A 16,921-nucleotide genomic window follows, 5' to 3' on the forward strand; every position below is an offset into this window, starting at 1 on the left:
TGCCAATCCTTCCTTACAATCCATATACATTCATCACACGTGTGATATTCTGTTTCACATCAAATCCTCTTTGCTCAAGCTGAGAGGTAATGGTCTCTTGAAGAGGAGGTTCTGCATGATATGCTTCAAGAACAGCCTTCATCCATTCATGCGCTGAATCCCGCAGTGACTTCCGTTTAACGAGCCCGCAGCCTAGATCAACCTCCTCTGTAATATGATCTGAAATCACACAAGGCAAGCCAGATGCCTGTGCTTCCACTAATACAAGCGGAAGGCCTTCAAACAAGGAGGGCATCACAAACACATCAAATGCTTTCATATACTGCGGAACCTCAGACACGACACCCGTAAAGACAATGTCCTCCATTAATCCTGCTTTTTTCGCATACGATTCTACCACTTGTCTCAGTGGTCCATCTCCTACGAGGACAAGCTGAAATGAGACCCCCTGCTTCTTTAAAGTCTGTGCCAGTTCAATGAAAAAAACATGGTTTTTTTGCTCATGAAATCGCCCAATATGACCAATGACCAGCTTCTTTTCGTGAAGATGAAGCTGCTTTTTCATCTCCACCTTTTCTTCTGGCCCAGGCTGAAAGAAAAGGTTCAAATCAATCCCATTTGGCAAAACCTCAACTCGTCCATTTTTCATTTTTTTCTGCCCGAATAAAAAAACACCGGCATCTTCGCCGCATGCGACGAGCTGTGTAGAAAAGGCAAAGATCAGCTGACGAAACCCTTTGAGCATCAAGTGGTCAAGCCAGGTTGGCGACTGTTTCCAAGCCGTATTATGTGAATGACAAATGCGCACCTTAACGCCCGCCAGTTTAGCAGCAAGTGCGGAAAAACCTGTTTGAAAATCCGTATGTGCATGCACTGCCTGATAAGGTCCATTTCGCTTCATTGTCTTTGTCAGTGTTTTCACAAAAACCAAAGGAGAGGACGCACCAATACTTGGGACGTAAAAGATGCGTCCCCCAAGCCGACGAATTTCCTCATCATAATCACAGACGTCCTGTCGGTGGGTAATGAAATCAAATTGAAGGACATTTCTGTCGAGTGCACGATAGATGTTCATGATCATCGTTTCTGCTCCGCCGCGGTTCATCCCGCCCACAATATGGAGTACACGCTTTGGCTCACTCATCTCGGATCGTCCTCCTTTTCAGCATAGACGCCTCCAGCTTCCGCTGGTGATAAAGCCTCATGATCTTCGGTGACAAACAGGCGCGGGCCACCGGCTTGAGAGCAAATAGATAATCAAACGGCGACAACTTTAATAGCCAGCATGCTTTTAAAACGAGCCACGCATTATCCATGGAATATCTGAACTTCCGGCGCTGAAAGGCCGCTTCATCCTCTCTCACAAGGTATAACGGTTCTTGCAAGTTAAAGCCTTTCCTTCCAGCAGCAAAAAAGCGAATCCACAGATCGATATCTTCCATACGCCTTGTTGTTTTCACAGAGCGATATCCATTTAAATCCTTATATGCAGAAGCTCTCATCATAATAGTTCCGTGACAAAAAGGAGTGCCTCTTGCCAGCACCTTTCGATTAGGCTCTGAGACAAGTGCACGCACGCCCTTCGTTCCAGACTCATCAAAAACCGTCATCGCCGTACCGACCACATCATATTCAGGATGTGTTTCGAGGAAATAAACCTGTTTTTCTAAACGTGTCGACACCGACAGATCATCACCATCCTGTCTGGCGATCAATTCTCCACTCGCTTCAGCTAGACAGTGATTCAGACTGGCGGCAAGTCTTTCATTGTGTGTATTTCGGATGAGACGAATTCTTTCAGGTTCATGCTTTGTATAAGGGAGCACTTTCTCATAAGTGCCATCTGTTGATGCGTCATCACATATGATGAGCTCCCAGTTTTTATAGGTTTGATGAAGAATGGATTCAATGCTTTCTTCTACTGTCTCTTGGCAATTGTAGACGCCCATGATGATAGACACCTTCGGCTTACGCATGCTGCATCACCTTCTCTGCATGACCCATATAGGCCGTATAAATCTCTTCCATGGCACTCGCCGTCTGCTCCTGTGCAAATGCATGAGCCATGGAACGCCCCGCTTTTCCCATGAGGTGCAGCTGTTCCTTTTTGTGATAAAGCTGCTGCAAATAATCTGCTAAACCATTCACATCTTGTGGTTTGATTAAAAAGCCGTTCACTCCATGTTTGACAAGCTCACAGTGTCCTCTATTTTCAGTTGCAATGACCGGTTTCTCAGCAGACATCGCTTCAAGAAGGTTCATGCCGAGCCCTTCTCTCAGACTGGTTGACACACATACATCACTCACATGCATCCATTCCTCGATTTGTTTGCAAAAACCAGCAAAGTGGACATGCTGCTCAAGATTCAACTGGCGTACCAGCTTTTCATAGAACGGCCTACTTGCCCCTTCTCCGGCAAACACGATCTTCACATTCGGTATTTTCCTCTTCAACTGTGCACATGCTTTGATGAGCATCCTTTGATTTTTATTGGCGTTCAATTCGCCAGCACACAGCACGATAAAATCTTGTGGGGTAAAGCCATAGGTTGTGCGAAGGCGCTTCTTTTCTTTGTCATCGACAGGTGCAAACCGCTTCATATCCACACCCATACCTGGAACATAATGCACAGATGCCCGCTCTTTTGATAGACGATCCGCTCTTTCATAATCTTCTCCATTAATGGTGATAAGAGCATCTGTATATCGAATGAACCATCTCTCAATTGGATAATAAAGCAGCCAGTTTTGAAGCGGCGCCCCTTTCCAAAAGTGAAACCCATGTGCGGTGTAAAGAACCTTTGTCCCTTTTTTGCGCGTGCTTTTGGCTGCAAGCCTGCCAATGACACTTCCCATCGGTGTGTGACAATGGATCAAGTCGTAATGCTCTTTCTCTAGCAGCTTCTTCAGCTCCACATACGCAAGCCGGTTGCGTAAATGAAAAGGGGAGCGCTGAATCGGAATGAAATGAGCTTGATCCACATGCGGCAGCTCCAGCTGACCATTTGCCGCTGTGTGCACTTCCCATCCTTGTTCCTGAAACCACCGAAAATACGGAAGGTGGAATGCCTTAAAATGATAATCAACCGTTGCGCAAAACAAGACTTTTTTCTTCATTGGCAAGCGTCTCCTCCTCTCTTTTCATCTGTTCAGACAACAAATCATGCGACTCAATGGCAGCAAATAACGCTTGTCTCATTTGCTCGTCACTCATCATGTCAAATTCATGGATAAAGCGGTTCAGCACATATGGATCACCATCCAACGCATGACCGATATGAATTTTCGGAAAAATTTGCTCCTGTGCTTTTTCATGCTGGTTGAGTAACTCCTCGTACATTTTCTCTCCGGGTCGAATGCCCGTGAAGGTAATCGGAATCTGGTCTGTGGTGTAGCCTGAGAGGTGAATGAGGTTTTCTGCGAGGTCGACAATTTTCACTGGCTCCCCCATATCTAAAACAAAGATCTGTCTTCCTTCTGCAAGTGCGCCTGCCTGAATGACAAGCCTTGATGCTTCTGGGATGGTCATAAAATATCTTGTCATGGCTGGATGCGTGACCGTCACCGGTCCACCTTTTTCGATTTGTTTTTTAAAGATTGGTATGACGCTCCCCCTGCTTCCGAGTACATTCCCAAATCGAACGGCCACAAACTTCGTCTCACTGCTTGCCCCCATTTGCATGATCAGCATTTCAGCAAACCGCTTTGTGGCTCCCATCACATTGGCAGGGTTGACCGCTTTGTCAGATGAAATGAGGACGAAGGTTTCGATTCCGTGCTCATGTGCGGCTTCTGCGACATTTTTTGTCCCGATAATATTGTTTTTCACCGCTTCTTTTGGACTAATCTCCATGAGCGGGACATGCTTATGTGCGGCAGCATGATAAATCATATCCGGCTGAAAATGACCAACGATTTCACTCATTTTCTGTTTATCTTGAATATCCGCAATTTGTGGATAGAGGCTGATGCTGCCCTCATATAATCCTTTCAGCTCTAGTAAAATAGAATGAATGCTAAATTCTCCATGTCCCACAAGCACAATCGCTTGAGGGGCAAACACACAAATTTGACGACAGATTTCTGACCCAATGGACCCGCCTGCCCCTGTCACCATGATCGTTTTTCCCTTTAAGTGAACAGATAGACGACTTGTATCTAATTGAATCGGCTCTCTTCCTAGTAAATCCTCTGGCTGTACATCCCGTAATTGATTCAGCGCATGGGTTCCTTTTAAAATCTGCTCCATTTCCGGCATAATCTGTGTTTTGACGCCAGTCGCTACACATTCCTTATACAGTCCTTTTAAGGTGTGGCTGCTTTTGGACGGAATGGCGATGATGATCTTTTGAATATCCATCATCACGACAGCTGTTTGAATATGTTCTTTTCCCCCAAGAACGGGCAGACCCATGATTTCAAGCTTATGCTTCGTCTTGTCATCATCGATGAAGGCGACTGGCTCAATATGTACATCACTCGACTGCTGAAGCTGACGAACAATAATGGTCCCGGCTGATCCAGCACCAATGATTAATGCCCGCTCCTTCTCTACCTGCAACCGCTTTGCGCCATCATGAAATAGTCTAGATGCCATACGAGATGCCCCGATGAACAAGACATGGAAAAGCCAAACGATGAATAAAAATCGAAATGGCCATGTCTGCACGAAAAAGTACAGCATCGTCATCGAAAATAAAAAAGAACACACAAAGGTCTTCATTAAAGAAAATAGCTCTCTCACCCCTGTATATGCCCATACTTGCTTGTACACATGAAAAATGTAGGCAAATACATGGTGCCCAATGAGCAGACTGAGTGAAGAAATGACGAGCATTTCAAATGTATATACGGTTAACGCTGCCTCTTGGACAAATTGAAAGCCAAAGAAGACGGCAATTAAGATGAGATATGAATCTAGTGCCACGATGATTGATAATCTTTGGGCGTAAGTCAACGCTCCTCCCCCTTTTAACATCACTATTCTTACGTAAAATGGGCATCAAACCCGTCCTCACACCCCACTATTGATGACGAGCATCTAAGGCACCGGTTATGCCCACAGCAGGATCGAGTGCCTCCGTTGTTAAAGATTAGGAGACATCACCTATCAATCTTTTTAATACATATACAGCCTGCCCTTTTTTTCTTTCTTTCCATTGAGCATAGCGCCAAGCAGTTTGCCTGTTGTTCCTTCTAATACTTCTTTTGACTTCTTTACGGCGGCAATCTTTGTTTTGCCGCTTAATACAACGAGAATGCTTCCATCCGTACGGTTCGCCAGGATTTTAGCATCGGCAACAGGCAGAAGCGGTGCAGAATCAACGATCACCATGTCATATTGCTGTTCAATCTCATAAAATAGCTGCTTCATCACAGAAGAGGAGAGCAGCTCAGCTGGATTCGGCGGAATGGTTCCGCTCGGAAGCAGCTCTAAATGCTCAATCGGTGTAGGTAAAATGGCTTCCTCCAAGCTGCAGTTATTTAATAGCACGTTGGTTAAACCTGTGTGATGACTCAGGTCAAAATATTCATGAACGGCTGGCTTTCGCAAATCAGCATCCATAAGCAGGACCCGCTTTTTCTGTTGTGCAAAAACAGCTGCTAAGTTTGCAGCCGTAAATGATTTCCCTTCCTTTGGCAAGGAGGATGTCACCAATATGGACTTCAACCTTGTTTGGATCGATGTGAATTCGATGTTCGTTCGGATCGTACGGAATTGTTCCGCAATGACAGAATGAGGATTTAATACAGAAATACAGGATAAATCTCTCTTTTCTCTTTTCTTCCTCTTAAAGATCAATGTTCTGTCCTCCCGTTATGACGGACTGCTTGTCTTTTTTTGCCCTCCTGTCTGCTTGCATCTGATAGACACTGCCGAGCGACGGCAATCCGATCTCTTCTCTTATTTGATGTGTTCGTTTTACAGTATCATCGAGTAAATTCATTAAGAAAATGAGTGTCATTCCCCCTAATAAAGAGGCGCCTAGTGCCAGAACGATATGAACGAATTTCCTTGAATTCATGAGAATCGTGTTGGACAGCTTAGCTTCAGACAAAACATTAATGCGATCCATATTCATGGTTTTTTTGATTTCTTCTTGCAGCACCTCTGTTGCGGTATTCGCAATCGCTACTGCCTTCGCGCGATCCTCATCTTGTACAGAAATATTTATGACCTCAGACTCATTTTCTGTACTTGTGGCAATTTTGTGTTTTAATCCTTCAGCTGATTCTGTGAGATTGAGAGTTTCTTTTACTTTTTCAGTGACGATCGGACTTTTTAATAGGACTTGAAAGGTACGTGTATATTGAAGGTTCATCTGAATATCGTTTAAATTCGCTTGTGCGTCATTGCTGCGTTTATGAACAAGAATTTGAGTGGTTGCCTGATATACAGGAGTCGAGACATAGAACTGATAGTAGGCTGAAATGCCCGTTACGATCAGGACAATCAGGATCAGAAGGGCCATTTTCTCTTTAATGACAGAAAACAGCTGCTTAAAACCTATATTCTCATTCATAGATACCTCCCGAGTTCATCACAAAAAGGTTATATATGGTTTCTTTTTGTTAATGATTGGATTATAAAAGATAATACCCGCAAAGAAAAATGTCATAATAGGTCTTATAGTTCTTTTTAAAGAACGAAATCGTTCGTTTTCTTTTGTTTGCTTCCTGTTTCTTACGTTTTTGAATTTTATAAAGAACAATTTATTTCTTATAATGAACGAAAAGCTCGCAGAACTATTCGCCAGGGAGAAGGGAGATCATTTATCGAATGATAGGCAAGGTGATACGCATTTACCGAAAGAGGAAAGGATACTCGATTCAGCAGTTGGCTGAAGATGCCCATGTTTCTAAGTCGTATTTGAGTAAAATTGAGCGTGGTGTCCACCGGAATCCATCTGTCCAGTTTTTAAAAAAGATATCCTCTTCACTAGAGATTGATTTACAAGAGCTGTTTGATGCAGAGACGATGATGTTTCATTACTCTGAGGGGGCTGAACAGGAATGGCGGGAGCATATAGTCAATGCCGTCCAATCCGGCATGCCTAAAGAAGGGTTATATCAGCTGCTCCAAACCTATCGAAAGGAGCAGGAAGAAAAGACGTTACATGTCACCCATAGAAAGCTGACCGATTCGAATATGTCAGAGTGGAAGCATCTTATGAGTGAAGCGAAAGCTATTGGCTTAAGCATTGAGGAAGTGAAAGCATTCCTCACCAACATGAGAGAACGCCGGTCGTAAGCCTTTCAGGAAGAATCAAATTGCGGGGAGAGGCGTTTGACGCTTCGATGAAACAGAGCCTTTTATCATGAAAAGGCTCTGTTTTCTCTTATTCTTCTTTTTTTGTTCGTGCTTTTTTCGTAATATCATTGTTTTTCCAATAGGCCCATAGTGATGTAATCCCGAGAAAAGCTAACGTGATGAATTGCTGAACGCCTTCTTCATCAATAGGAATTGGGCTTTTTCCCGCAGCGGTTAGAGCACTGTTAACAAGCGCCAATAAAAGCAACACAAGCCTTGCAATCGTACCTGCACTAATTTTTTGAACCTCCAACTGTATACCCTCCCTTTCCCCTTCACGTGGGCGATACTGCTCGTTCCCTCTCATATGTATGCAACAAGCGAATGAATAGAAGAACGAATCAAAAAAAGAGACATCATTCCTATGTGCGGAATGATGCCTTGATTCATGTGCTTTTTATTTAGAAAACATCTCTTTTGCTTCATCCAATGCCATTTTATTGCCTAGTGCTGAGTAATCGAGCCATGGCTGATCAGCAATCGGATAGACTTGGTTTTTCTTCACGGCTTTTAGGCCTTTCCAGATCGGTGTCTGTTCTAACTGTTTGAATGCCTGTTGCGCTTTATCATCACGGTTAACGACGACAAAAATAGCATCTGCATCATAGTCAGGAAGAACCTCTTGAGAAATCACTTCGAATGGCCGTTTGCTATCCAGCTTTTTCACACCATCAACAGGTGTCAGCCCTAGATCATCGTATAAAATAGGACCCATTGGACGCTTCATGCTAAATACTCGAAGCTCCTTTGCAGTCACACGGATCGCCATCACTTTTCCGTTTCCAATCTTATGTTGGATGAGTGATTTCACTTCTTTTGCTTCTTGTTTGTACTCCTTGATATATTGATCGGCTTCTTTTTCTTTATTGACGAGCTTACCGATTTTTTTCAAATGATCCCGCCACGTGCCGTCATTTAAATTAAACACTTCGGTTTTGGCGATTTTCTTGTATTTCGATAAGTCTTGTCCAGCTAGTTCTTCATCGACATAAATGACATCTGGTTTTAAAGCAAGCAGTGACTCCATATCTGGATCTGCTGCAATGCCTAGCTTCTTCGTATGACTCAGCTGCTTTTTCGCATGTGGAAGGAAATCTTTTAAGTCTCCCCCTACGACAGAGCCAGCGGGCTTGATACCAAGTGCCAATAAGTCATTTGTTAAATGAATAGACAAGGAAGCAATCTTAGGTGTTCCATGATCATTTTGATTTGTCGTATTTTTTGTTTCCTGTTGTCCGCAAGCGGCAAGAATCAAGAAACAGATCGTTAAACCAAACACAAGTAATTTTTTCATGATGGGTTCCTCTTTCATTTTTTATTTCGTTTTTGTCAATAAATAGAGAAAATAAGGGGCTCCGATAAAGGCCACAACCACACCCGCCGGTATGGCATTTGGGGCAAATATGGAACGTCCGATTGTATCGGCACTGACCAAAATCAACATGCCAAGCAGCGCACTAACCGGTAAAAAATACTGATGCAGTGACCCGACAAGCCGCCTAGCCAAATGCGGGGCGACGAGGCCAATAAAGCCAATTCCGCCTGTCATCGAGACACTTGCACTAGCGAGGCCAACAGCTAAGGTAAGCAAAAAGAGGCGTTTACGCTGGACACGTACACCTACACTTGAGGCGACAGCATCTCCTAACGTCAATGCATTAAGTGTGCTTGCCTGCATCAGCGTAAGCGGCACAAGGCATACAATCCAAGGCAGAAGCGCTAACACATGAATCCAGTCTCTTCCCCATACATTGCCCACAAGCCATCTTGAAGCAAACGTGTATGTATCTTCATCCAGCTTCAATGACAAATATAAAGTCAATGCACTAAACCCCGCAGCAACCGCGATTCCTACTAGAATCAGCCGGATGGGAACAAGCCCTTCATGCCGGTCATATGCAAGGAGCACGATGACTGCTGCCGCGAGCAGTCCACCACCAAATGTAAAGAGCGGAATAAGAAGAGACGGATTGCCTTCAAGTGCGTGGAAATACGTCACAAAAATAATTAAGCCAAATGCTGCCCCTGCATTCAGTCCAATAATCCCAGGATCGGCCAGTGGATTGCGAGATAAACTCTGCAAAATGCCGCCTGCGATGCCAAGACCAATTCCCGCTAGAATCGTCACCACAATTCGCGGGAGACGATAATCAAACAGCACCGTTACACTTTGGAAATCTCCAAAACCAAATAAGGTTTTGACAACAACGATGGGACTGAGTTTCAGCGTGCCGGTATTTAAACTATACAGCACCACAGCAGCACTCAGACAAAGTAAGGCGACTGTCACGACAAGAGCACGCTGTTTCTCCTTCATGACAGGTTCCTCCCTTCTTTTCTGGCAATGTATAAGAAGAAAGGAACACCGACAAGTGCCACCATCACGCCAATGGCAAGCTCTCTTGGCGGATTCACTGTGCGGCTGGCAAGATCCGCAAAGACAAGCAGCATAGCCCCTAAAATCGCTGACATCGGAATGACGAAACGATAGTTTACACCAACCAGCTTTCGTGCAATATGCGGGATAACGAGCCCAACAAACCCAATGGACCCAACTGCTGATACAGAAACCCCTGCTAATAAGACAGCAGCTGCCATTCCTAGTATTCGCACTTGTCGTGTTTTCACACCTAAATTCGCCGCTACATCTTCACCGAGCGATAGTAACGACAGTGAACGACCTAATAACATCGCCCATACGATCACAATCAGAATGACCGGGGCGAGAATCGTCAGTTGCGGCCATTTCACACCAGCCACACCGCCTGCATACCAAAAAGCCAGATCCTGACTCAGATCAAAATAAATGGCGATTCCAGAGCTGAGCGCATGAAGCAATGCGGCGACAACTGCTCCTGCAACGGTCAGGCGCAGCGGTGTCAATACACCACCAGCCGCCCCAATCGCAAAGATTAGCAGCGTACTCAGTACAGCACCGATAAAAGAAAGGAACATGAGTGCTGAATAAGGCATGCCTGGGAAAAAAGCAAAACAGAGAGCGACAACAAACATCGCACCGCCATTAATGCCCAAAATCCCCGCATCTGCCAGCGGGTTTCTTGTGATGCCCTGCATGAGAGCGCCCGCTACAGCAAAGGCCGCTCCAACAAGTGCTGCCCCTAGAACACGCGGAAGTCTTAATTCATGGATGATCTGCTGCTCTGTGACATCTGACTGATAGTCAAATACAGCTGTCCAAACCGTTTGCAGAGACAATGTTTTTGCACCGTAAGAAACAGCAAAAAACATAGCAGTAAGCAAACCAATGACTGCGAGAAAAAATATCAAAAAGAACAGAATATGTGATGATCGTTTTTGTTGAGGTGTTCGCTTATCCTGCAAAATCGGTGTCATCCTTTTCTTCATTAAAAGTCGGTTTGAAAATGAGAATCATAATCATCAAAATTATAGCCGCCAGCCTCTGAAAAATCAATGTACGCCCCTTTTTTTAATTATTAAAGGTATGAATGAGACACAACGAGATGGGATGATTCTTTTCCTACACTTATTTTCGCTCTGAAAGACCTATCATTTTTTCCGATAGTTTAATAGGAAAATAGTTGACATTCCGCATGAAAATCACCTAAAATTACAAAAGTAAGTCAAATGTTATAAAAATATTACAAACAGATGTCAAACTGATAAAGAATGACCCGTCATGAGAGGAGATTTGAAAGTTGTGTCAGTAAAGGGAACATGGAGTATCATCCTATTTGCGCTTGCGATCATCATTGGAGCAGTTGCTTTCTTTCAAAATCAACAAGCAAGCGGTACAGAGAAGAAGAATGTGAAGCAGGATACGAACTATAAAAATGTCGAAATTGTCACTCTCGTAAATGACGGGAAATTTATGAGATATGCAGTCAACTATCCTCTTTTCCACCAAAAAGAGCTAGATGACAAGATTCAAAGCTATGCCAATTCAGCATTAGAGCATTTCAAAAAGACATTCAGTGAAGCAAAGGATATTGATGAAAATAAACGCTTTGAACTGAATATTGATTATGATATGGTGCATTATGCGAAGCAATCCGTTGCCATTCACTTTACAACCTATACCTATACAGGTCAGCAAAGTGGGACCACTAATCATCTCACGATCAACTTTGATTTTCAGAAAAAAACCTTTCTTGACACAAAAGATTTATTTCTGCCTAAAACCAATTATTTAAAGAAATTATCCTATATTACATACACGGAGCTTCGAAAGGACAAAACCTTGTCTAAGGATCAACCTCTCCTTCAGAAAGGAACAGCCCCTACTGCTCAAAACTTTAGTCAATTTGCCTTGAAAGAGAAATATGTAGAGTTTTATTTCCCAGCTTCTCAAGTAGCCGCAGAGGATCTTGGTTCGCAAACGCTCGCGATCAAAAAGACTTTGCTGAAAGATATATTGAAGCCAGAATATATGAATAAAACCAAAAATAAAAATGAAATCAAAGAACCGCCCCCAAAAAGAAAAGCGGTGAAGCTGCCGCAAAAATCAAAGCTTGATCCGAACAAAAAAGCCATCGCACTCACATTTGATGATGGTCCAAATCCAGCGACAACGACAAAAATCTTAGATGCGCTGAAGGCAAATAAAGGACACGCCACCTTTTTCGTATTAGGCAGCAGGGTCCAGTACTATCCTGGAATGCTTGCCGACATTCTAAAAGGCGGAAATGAGATCGGAAACCATTCTTACAACCATCCTTTATTAACAAGACTGCCTCTCAAGCAAGCGGTGAAACAGGTAGAGGACACGCAGCAACTGATTGAGAAAGCTAGCGGTTATACACCTACGCACTTTAGACCGCCATATGGAGGAACAAATCAAGACATCAATCAAGCGGTTGATATGAAAGTATCTTTGTGGGATGTGGATCCTGAGGATTGGAAAATTCGCAATAGCCAGCAGATCACAAGCCACGTTCTCTCACATGCAGCAGATGGCAGAACCGTATTAATGCACGATATTTATGACAGCTCAGCTCGGGCAGCAGTGAAGATCATACATGAGCTCACCAAACAAGGCTACCAGCTGGTCACAGTCAGTGAACTAGAACAATTAAAAAAGGAACGAATTGAACAAACCCCTGTGCAGTAAACACAGGGGTTTCAGATTGTTGACAAAGTGCTAAAATGATCTTTATTTTAGCACTTTGTTTCTTTTCAGCGTGATAGAAAGCCCTTGAAGTCTAGGAAGGACGAGTACCGGAGCGGAGCGAATGAAATATTCGTGAGCACCGGCACGCAGGACTGACAACGAATGCGAAGGTTTGTCTACATGCTGCAAACCCCTGTGCAGTAAACACAGGGATTTCTTTTTAAGACTCCAAAGACTTCTTTCTTTTCAATAATGCTTGAAATGTCTCTTCCAGCTCCTGAGAAGGCTCAATACTTAAACGGCTGAGCACTTCAGACAACTGCATATCAATTAACAGAAGCTCCTCTTCTCTCTTTGTAACATATGGTTTTTCTTCCTTTTGCCTATACTCTTCATATGTGCCATCAAACCCTTCAATGCGTTCTTCGTGAACATGCAGAATACGAGTGGCGACTTTTTCAATGAGCCTGCGGTCGTGGGAAACAAATACAACTGTACCTGGGTAATCCTTTAATAGTCCTTCTAGCGCTTCAACTGCCGCCAGATCTAAAAAGTTCGTCGGTTCATCCAGCATGAGGACATTGGCATCACTGACGAGCAATGACGCAAGCATGGTCTTCACCCGTTCTCCCCCGCTTAACACGCTAGCAAGCTTATACACATCATCTCCCCGAAACCCAAGTCTCGCTAAAACCGTCCGAACCACTGTCTCATCTTGAACGGCCTCTTTAAGCACATTTTGTAAAATCGATTCATCTACCTTCAGTTCTGAAAGATCCTGACTAAAATAATCTAATTTGACTGCTTCTGAACGAGAAACACCGGGATGTCCATTCACAAGCATTCTGAGAAATGTCGTTTTGCCGCTCCCGTTCTTTCCGATGATGGCGACTTTGTCTCCGCCTCTCACTTCCACATTCGCCTGCTTCCAAAGCATTTTATCGCCCGCCTTGCCATCTACATTTTTCACTCGCAGAATGGTACGGCTTGCTACTTCCTTCATCGTATGCTGAGTCATTTGAATGGGCTGGACGTCCTTTACTCTTTCCACCTTTTCTAATTTCTCCATTCTTGTTTCAATGGATTTGGCTGTTTTTTGCAGCTTTTTTTGCTTATTTGCATAGTAAGGCTTTGCAATTTTAGGCCCTGAGGATTTCAGCTTTTGGGATGGTTTTGTGGCTTTGTCCGCTTTTTTCTTTTTCTTTTCCAGCGCATGCTCTAACTGTTTTTTCTTTTGTGTATAAGCCTCGTACGCTTCCACCTGCTGACGATGCGCCAGCTCTTTTTGCTGTGAAAAATGCGTGTAGTTGCCTTTGTATTGCTTGAGCACCCCATTATCCAGCTCCCAAATCTCCGTACATAACGCATCTAAAAAAGCACGATCATGTGAAACGACAATGAGGGCACCTTGATAATCACGCAGCTTCTCTTCTAGCCACTCAATGTGCTCTGTATCTAAATGAGTCGTCGGTTCATCTGCTAATAAAAGGGCAGACGGACGGCTTAAGACCCTTTCAATATAGGTCTGGGTCATCTCTCCACCACTCTGTCTGCCATCAGCTGTTTTCAGCTGCGGAAGCAGCGTACAGGTCGTTGTGGCAGCAAACGTTCCACTGTCTGGTTTTTCTTGACCTACCAGCACATGCAATAAAGTCGTTTTCCCACTGCCATTTGCCCCCACTAGACCAATGCGATCACCTTGATGGATAGCAAGCTCCTCAATATCAAATAATAACCGATCCTTTCGAAATACCTTTAACTGATTGGCTTTCAGTAACATCCAATCCTCTCCTTTCGTATCAGGAGACATGAAAAAGCCTCCCATTCTCAGAATAGGAGGCAAAATGGTGTACAAAAATAAGCGTATTGATACAGAATGACGTGCCGTTCGTTACCTGAACACACACATCCTACGTATCAATCACCTCATTCTTTGATTCCCAAGCTGTACCATCCTATTCCGAAGCTAAAAAATGAAAACGTAGCAAACATGGCAAATCAGTCGTTTGCTCACTGCCTTCGTTTTTTCATTTTGCTTACAGGTCATAGGATTAGTACTTCATTGCATTGGGTCACCCTTCCGTTGTTTGTTACGTATACGATAAAAGATTGGTTATTTTTTGTCAAGTGGGAGTCCTATTTGAATAGATCAGACGCCTTTGAAAAACTTTCATCTATTGAGTCTGTTTCGCTTGCATAAATTGATCAATCACACGTAATGCTTTTTCTGTTCCTCCTGCTGTTTGGAAGCTTTCTTCAATTTTTTCGATCCCATCACGATACGTGTTACTTTCCAGAACAGTCTCCACGGTTTCTCTTAGCTGCTTTGCCGTCAGCTGATCTTTATCAAGTGCGCGGGCAGCAGATAATTCCGTCAGCCTTTGTGCCACCATCGGCTGATCTTTGTCGACCGGAATGACGACCAACGGAACGTGATAATGAATGCCTTCATTGACACTGTTCATGCCGCCGTGGGTCACAAACACATCTGTCAGTTCGAGCACTTCAAGCTGCGGTACATAAGGCTCAATCAGAAAATGAGAAGGCGCCTCTTTTAAGAGAGACCTATCAATTTTTTCACCTGTTGCGAGGACCACTTTTCCATCAAAGTCTGCAAAGGCATCAATACACAGATTAAAAAATGCTTCTGTATCCCCAAGAACTGTACCCATCGAAATAAAGACGACTTTTTCTTGCTCAAGTGCTTCAATTGGGAATTGGTGCTGATCTGCTCGTTTTAGAAAGCTCGGCCCGATGAAGACATACGAATCATTTAATGCATCGACAGACGGCTGAAAATATTCGCTTGTATACACCATATTCAGTTCTCCGCGGTTTTTCATGAATTGCATTAAACGTGTTGGCTGTACCCCAAAACGTTCATTTATTTTTTCTAACAAATGAGCGGCCTTTTCATCCTTTCGATATAGCGGTGTATCAAAATGCGCCTCTTGCAGCACAAAAGATGGGTTGGACCCGATGCTCGGAATGTGCAAGTAATCTCGAACAAGCTCCCCTGCTCCAAACATATCGAAGTAGACCAAATCAAATGAATGCTGCTGAGAAAGTGTCTCCACCACCTCTAAAATATCATATGACGTTTGCAGCATGGCATGAAAGAATGGCTGCATGGAATCTAAATCGCTTTCTTCCACACTTAATGTGCGAATATAGTCTGGATGTATATGTACGTGAGCGCCTAAGCGTTTGATTCGTTCCTGATAATGTTCAGTTGTGACCGCATGAACTTCATCACCTCGATCCGTCAATGCCTTTATGATCCCTAACATGGGGTTCACATGTCCTTCAGCTGGGAACGTAATCAATAAAATCTTCGCCACAAGAAATCCCTCCTCATTGTCAATTCTCTTCCATGTTAATCATAGACAGCCATCAGGCTCAATCAATACGCCTGAAAAGGGAAGAAATGAGTCTTATGACTAGTATTTTGTGAGAATAGAAGAAAAAAAGACAAAGCCTCCTAATGAGCGCTTTGTCTTTTTGACATTATGATTTGAGCAGCATTTTTTTGAATGCAGCAGACTGTTTTTCAACCGAGATCGGATCTGCATAGATAAATTCATTGATCGAGTAATGCAGGACATGCCCTTGTTTCACCGCTTGATTCTTCTTCCATACACCGCTGTTCGTGATATCAAGGTTTGGCGCTTTTCCATCCTTTGTTGGGACAAGTAAATAGTCACCTGTATACTGGTTCATTTCTTCTAATGAAATGCCGAGATAGCCTTCTTTCGGAAGTGCTTTTTCTGCCTTCTCAGGCAAGCTGAATCCGTAGCCTTGATAGATGACTTCCCCTCCGCGGCCAAAGTCTGTACCAAATAAGTATACTTGCTTTGGCTGGACATCCATAATGGAGAACGTCTTGTCAGCTCCAATTTTCGCTTTCACCTCTTCCCCATCTTTCTTTAACTGCTGATCCATTTCTTGTATTTGTTTTTTGGCTAACGCTTCTTTTCCAAGAATCTTTCCGATTTCAATATGCATCTCTTTGAAGCTGTGTTCACTTGTCGTAAATGTGATCGTTTTTGCAATCTTTTTATATTTTTCAACCTGTGCGTTTTGTGAATAAGCAATAATCAAATCAGGCTTCATCTTTGCAATCGCCTCCACATTTTCGATAGGCACCCGCTTCACACCTGTTTCATCTAAAAAGGATGATTTAGGATACACATCCGTCATCCCAACTGGTGTCACACCAAGCTTTTTGAAATTTCCAAGCTGCGCCGTTAACACAACAATACGCTTCGGCTTGGCAGGAATGGTGATCTTTTCACCCGTTTCGGTTGTATATGTACGTGTATTTGCTGCTTGCTCTTTATTCTCTTTCTGCCCGCATGCCACTAAAAATAATGCCAGCAGACTGATCAACCATATCATTTTTTTCACTTGCGAAACCACCTTTAATTGAGAATGATTATTAATTATAGCATAAATAGGCAATCTTAGATGAAAAGTTTTAGAAATGATGATTGATATGATTCAACACAAAAAACCCTCTC

General features: G+C 43.4%; 15 protein-coding genes. 2 read left to right on the plus strand and 13 right to left on the minus strand.

Translation table 11 applies throughout. The annotated features are described in order from the left end of the window. Positions 1 to 13: 13 nt before the first annotated feature. The 6 genes from C6W18_RS07240 to C6W18_RS07265 form a co-directional block, all read right to left on the minus strand. Complete coding sequence (locus tag C6W18_RS07240; RefSeq protein WP_105926945.1) at positions 14 to 1,144, minus strand: glycosyltransferase family 1 protein; 1,131 nt, start codon at positions 1,142 to 1,144, stop codon at positions 14 to 16. Beyond that, complete coding sequence (gene epsE / locus C6W18_RS07245) at positions 1,137 to 1,976, minus strand: glycosyltransferase EpsE (RefSeq protein WP_034316659.1); 840 nt, start codon at positions 1,974 to 1,976, stop codon at positions 1,137 to 1,139. Before epsE ends, C6W18_RS07240 begins: the two co-directional genes overlap by 8 nt. Continuing rightward, on the minus strand, positions 1,969 to 3,117 hold the full coding sequence (locus C6W18_RS07250; RefSeq protein ID WP_034316656.1) for a glycosyltransferase family 4 protein: 1,149 nt from the start codon (positions 3,115 to 3,117) through the stop codon (positions 1,969 to 1,971). The genes epsE and C6W18_RS07250 overlap by 8 nt, the downstream gene beginning before the upstream one ends. Continuing rightward, positions 3,083 to 4,957, minus strand: a complete 1,875-nt coding sequence (locus C6W18_RS07255; RefSeq protein WP_105926947.1) for a polysaccharide biosynthesis protein — start codon at positions 4,955 to 4,957, stop codon at positions 3,083 to 3,085. Before C6W18_RS07255 ends, C6W18_RS07250 begins: the two co-directional genes overlap by 35 nt. Before the next feature lie 162 nt (positions 4,958 to 5,119). Further along, complete coding sequence (locus tag C6W18_RS07260; RefSeq protein ID WP_034316653.1) at positions 5,120 to 5,803, minus strand: CpsD/CapB family tyrosine-protein kinase; 684 nt, start codon at positions 5,801 to 5,803, stop codon at positions 5,120 to 5,122. Further along, on the minus strand, positions 5,793 to 6,524 hold the full coding sequence (locus tag C6W18_RS07265; protein WP_034316650.1) for a YveK family protein: 732 nt from the start codon (positions 6,522 to 6,524) through the stop codon (positions 5,793 to 5,795). Before C6W18_RS07265 ends, C6W18_RS07260 begins: the two co-directional genes overlap by 11 nt. 257 nt (positions 6,525 to 6,781) lie before the next feature. On the opposite strand from C6W18_RS07265, the gene slrR reads away from it, so the two are divergent. Further along, positions 6,782 to 7,252, plus strand: coding sequence for an HTH-type transcriptional regulator SlrR (gene slrR, locus C6W18_RS07270; RefSeq protein WP_105926949.1), 471 nt, complete (start codon positions 6,782 to 6,784; stop codon positions 7,250 to 7,252). Positions 7,253 to 7,340: 88 nt separating this feature from the next. Here the strand turns inward: slrR and C6W18_RS07275 are convergent, their stop codons facing one another. The 4 genes from C6W18_RS07275 to C6W18_RS07290 form a co-directional block, all read right to left on the minus strand. Beyond that, positions 7,341 to 7,565 carry a phage holin gene (locus tag C6W18_RS07275; protein WP_024423530.1) on the minus strand — a complete coding sequence of 75 codons (225 nt, stop codon included), beginning with the start codon at positions 7,563 to 7,565 and terminating at the stop codon, positions 7,341 to 7,343. 144 nt (positions 7,566 to 7,709) lie between these two features. After that, positions 7,710 to 8,609 carry an iron-hydroxamate ABC transporter substrate-binding protein gene (locus C6W18_RS07280; protein WP_411266073.1) on the minus strand — a complete coding sequence of 300 codons (900 nt, stop codon included), beginning with the start codon at positions 8,607 to 8,609 and terminating at the stop codon, positions 7,710 to 7,712. A gap of 18 nt (positions 8,610 to 8,627) precedes the next feature. Next, the gene (locus C6W18_RS07285) at positions 8,628 to 9,629 is read right to left on the minus strand and encodes a FecCD family ABC transporter permease (RefSeq protein WP_105926952.1); all 1,002 of its coding nucleotides are present in this window, start codon (positions 9,627 to 9,629) and stop codon (positions 8,628 to 8,630) included. Beyond that, entirely contained in the window at positions 9,626 to 10,654 is a 1,029-nt protein-coding gene (locus tag C6W18_RS07290; protein ID WP_189318058.1) for a FecCD family ABC transporter permease, read from the minus strand. The genes C6W18_RS07285 and C6W18_RS07290 overlap by 4 nt, the downstream gene beginning before the upstream one ends. Before the next feature lie 337 nt (positions 10,655 to 10,991). Here C6W18_RS07290 and C6W18_RS07295 point away from each other — a divergent pair, with 337 nt between their 5' ends. Continuing rightward, positions 10,992 to 12,401, plus strand: coding sequence for a polysaccharide deacetylase family protein (locus C6W18_RS07295; RefSeq protein WP_105926954.1), 1,410 nt, complete (start codon positions 10,992 to 10,994; stop codon positions 12,399 to 12,401). Positions 12,402 to 12,621: 220 nt separating this feature from the next. Here the strand turns inward: C6W18_RS07295 and abc-f are convergent, their stop codons facing one another. The 3 genes from abc-f to C6W18_RS07310 all read right to left on the minus strand — a co-directional run bounded on the left by abc-f (position 12,622) and on the right by C6W18_RS07310 (position 16,799). After that, positions 12,622 to 14,181, minus strand: a complete 1,560-nt coding sequence (abc-f, locus tag C6W18_RS07300) for a ribosomal protection-like ABC-F family protein (protein ID WP_223251672.1) — start codon at positions 14,179 to 14,181, stop codon at positions 12,622 to 12,624. Between the two features lie 394 nt (positions 14,182 to 14,575). Then, complete coding sequence (locus tag C6W18_RS07305; protein ID WP_105926958.1) at positions 14,576 to 15,742, minus strand: macrolide family glycosyltransferase; 1,167 nt, start codon at positions 15,740 to 15,742, stop codon at positions 14,576 to 14,578. 166 nt (positions 15,743 to 15,908) lie between these two features. After that, on the minus strand, positions 15,909 to 16,799 hold the full coding sequence (locus C6W18_RS07310) for an ABC transporter substrate-binding protein (protein WP_223251673.1): 891 nt from the start codon (positions 16,797 to 16,799) through the stop codon (positions 15,909 to 15,911). Positions 16,800 to 16,921 lie beyond the last annotated feature (122 nt).

The organism is Bacillus sp. LLTC93, assembly GCF_002993125.1.
GTDB classification, from domain to species: domain Bacteria; phylum Bacillota; class Bacilli; order Bacillales; family Bacillaceae; genus Bacillus; species Bacillus zhangzhouensis.

Excerpts from the sequence above, each read along its gene's own strand:
- C6W18_RS07240 (WP_105926945.1), bottom strand. The coding sequence starts at position 1,144 with ATGAGTGAGCCAAAGCGTGTACTCCATATTGTGGGCGGGATGAACCGC.
- epsE (WP_034316659.1), bottom strand. The coding sequence starts at position 1,976 with ATGCGTAAGCCGAAGGTGTCTATCATCATGGGCGTCTACAATTGCCAA.
- C6W18_RS07250 (WP_034316656.1), bottom strand. The coding sequence starts at position 3,117 with ATGAAGAAAAAAGTCTTGTTTTGCGCAACGGTTGATTATCATTTTAAG.
- C6W18_RS07265 (WP_034316650.1), bottom strand. The coding sequence starts at position 6,524 with ATGAATGAGAATATAGGTTTTAAGCAGCTGTTTTCTGTCATTAAAGAG.
- slrR (WP_105926949.1), top strand. The coding sequence starts at position 6,782 with ATGATAGGCAAGGTGATACGCATTTACCGAAAGAGGAAAGGATACTCG.
- C6W18_RS07285 (WP_105926952.1), bottom strand. The coding sequence starts at position 9,629 with ATGAAGGAGAAACAGCGTGCTCTTGTCGTGACAGTCGCCTTACTTTGT.
- abc-f (WP_223251672.1), bottom strand. The coding sequence starts at position 14,181 with ATGTTACTGAAAGCCAATCAGTTAAAGGTATTTCGAAAGGATCGGTTA.
- C6W18_RS07310 (WP_223251673.1), bottom strand. The coding sequence starts at position 16,799 with ATGATATGGTTGATCAGTCTGCTGGCATTATTTTTAGTGGCATGCGGG.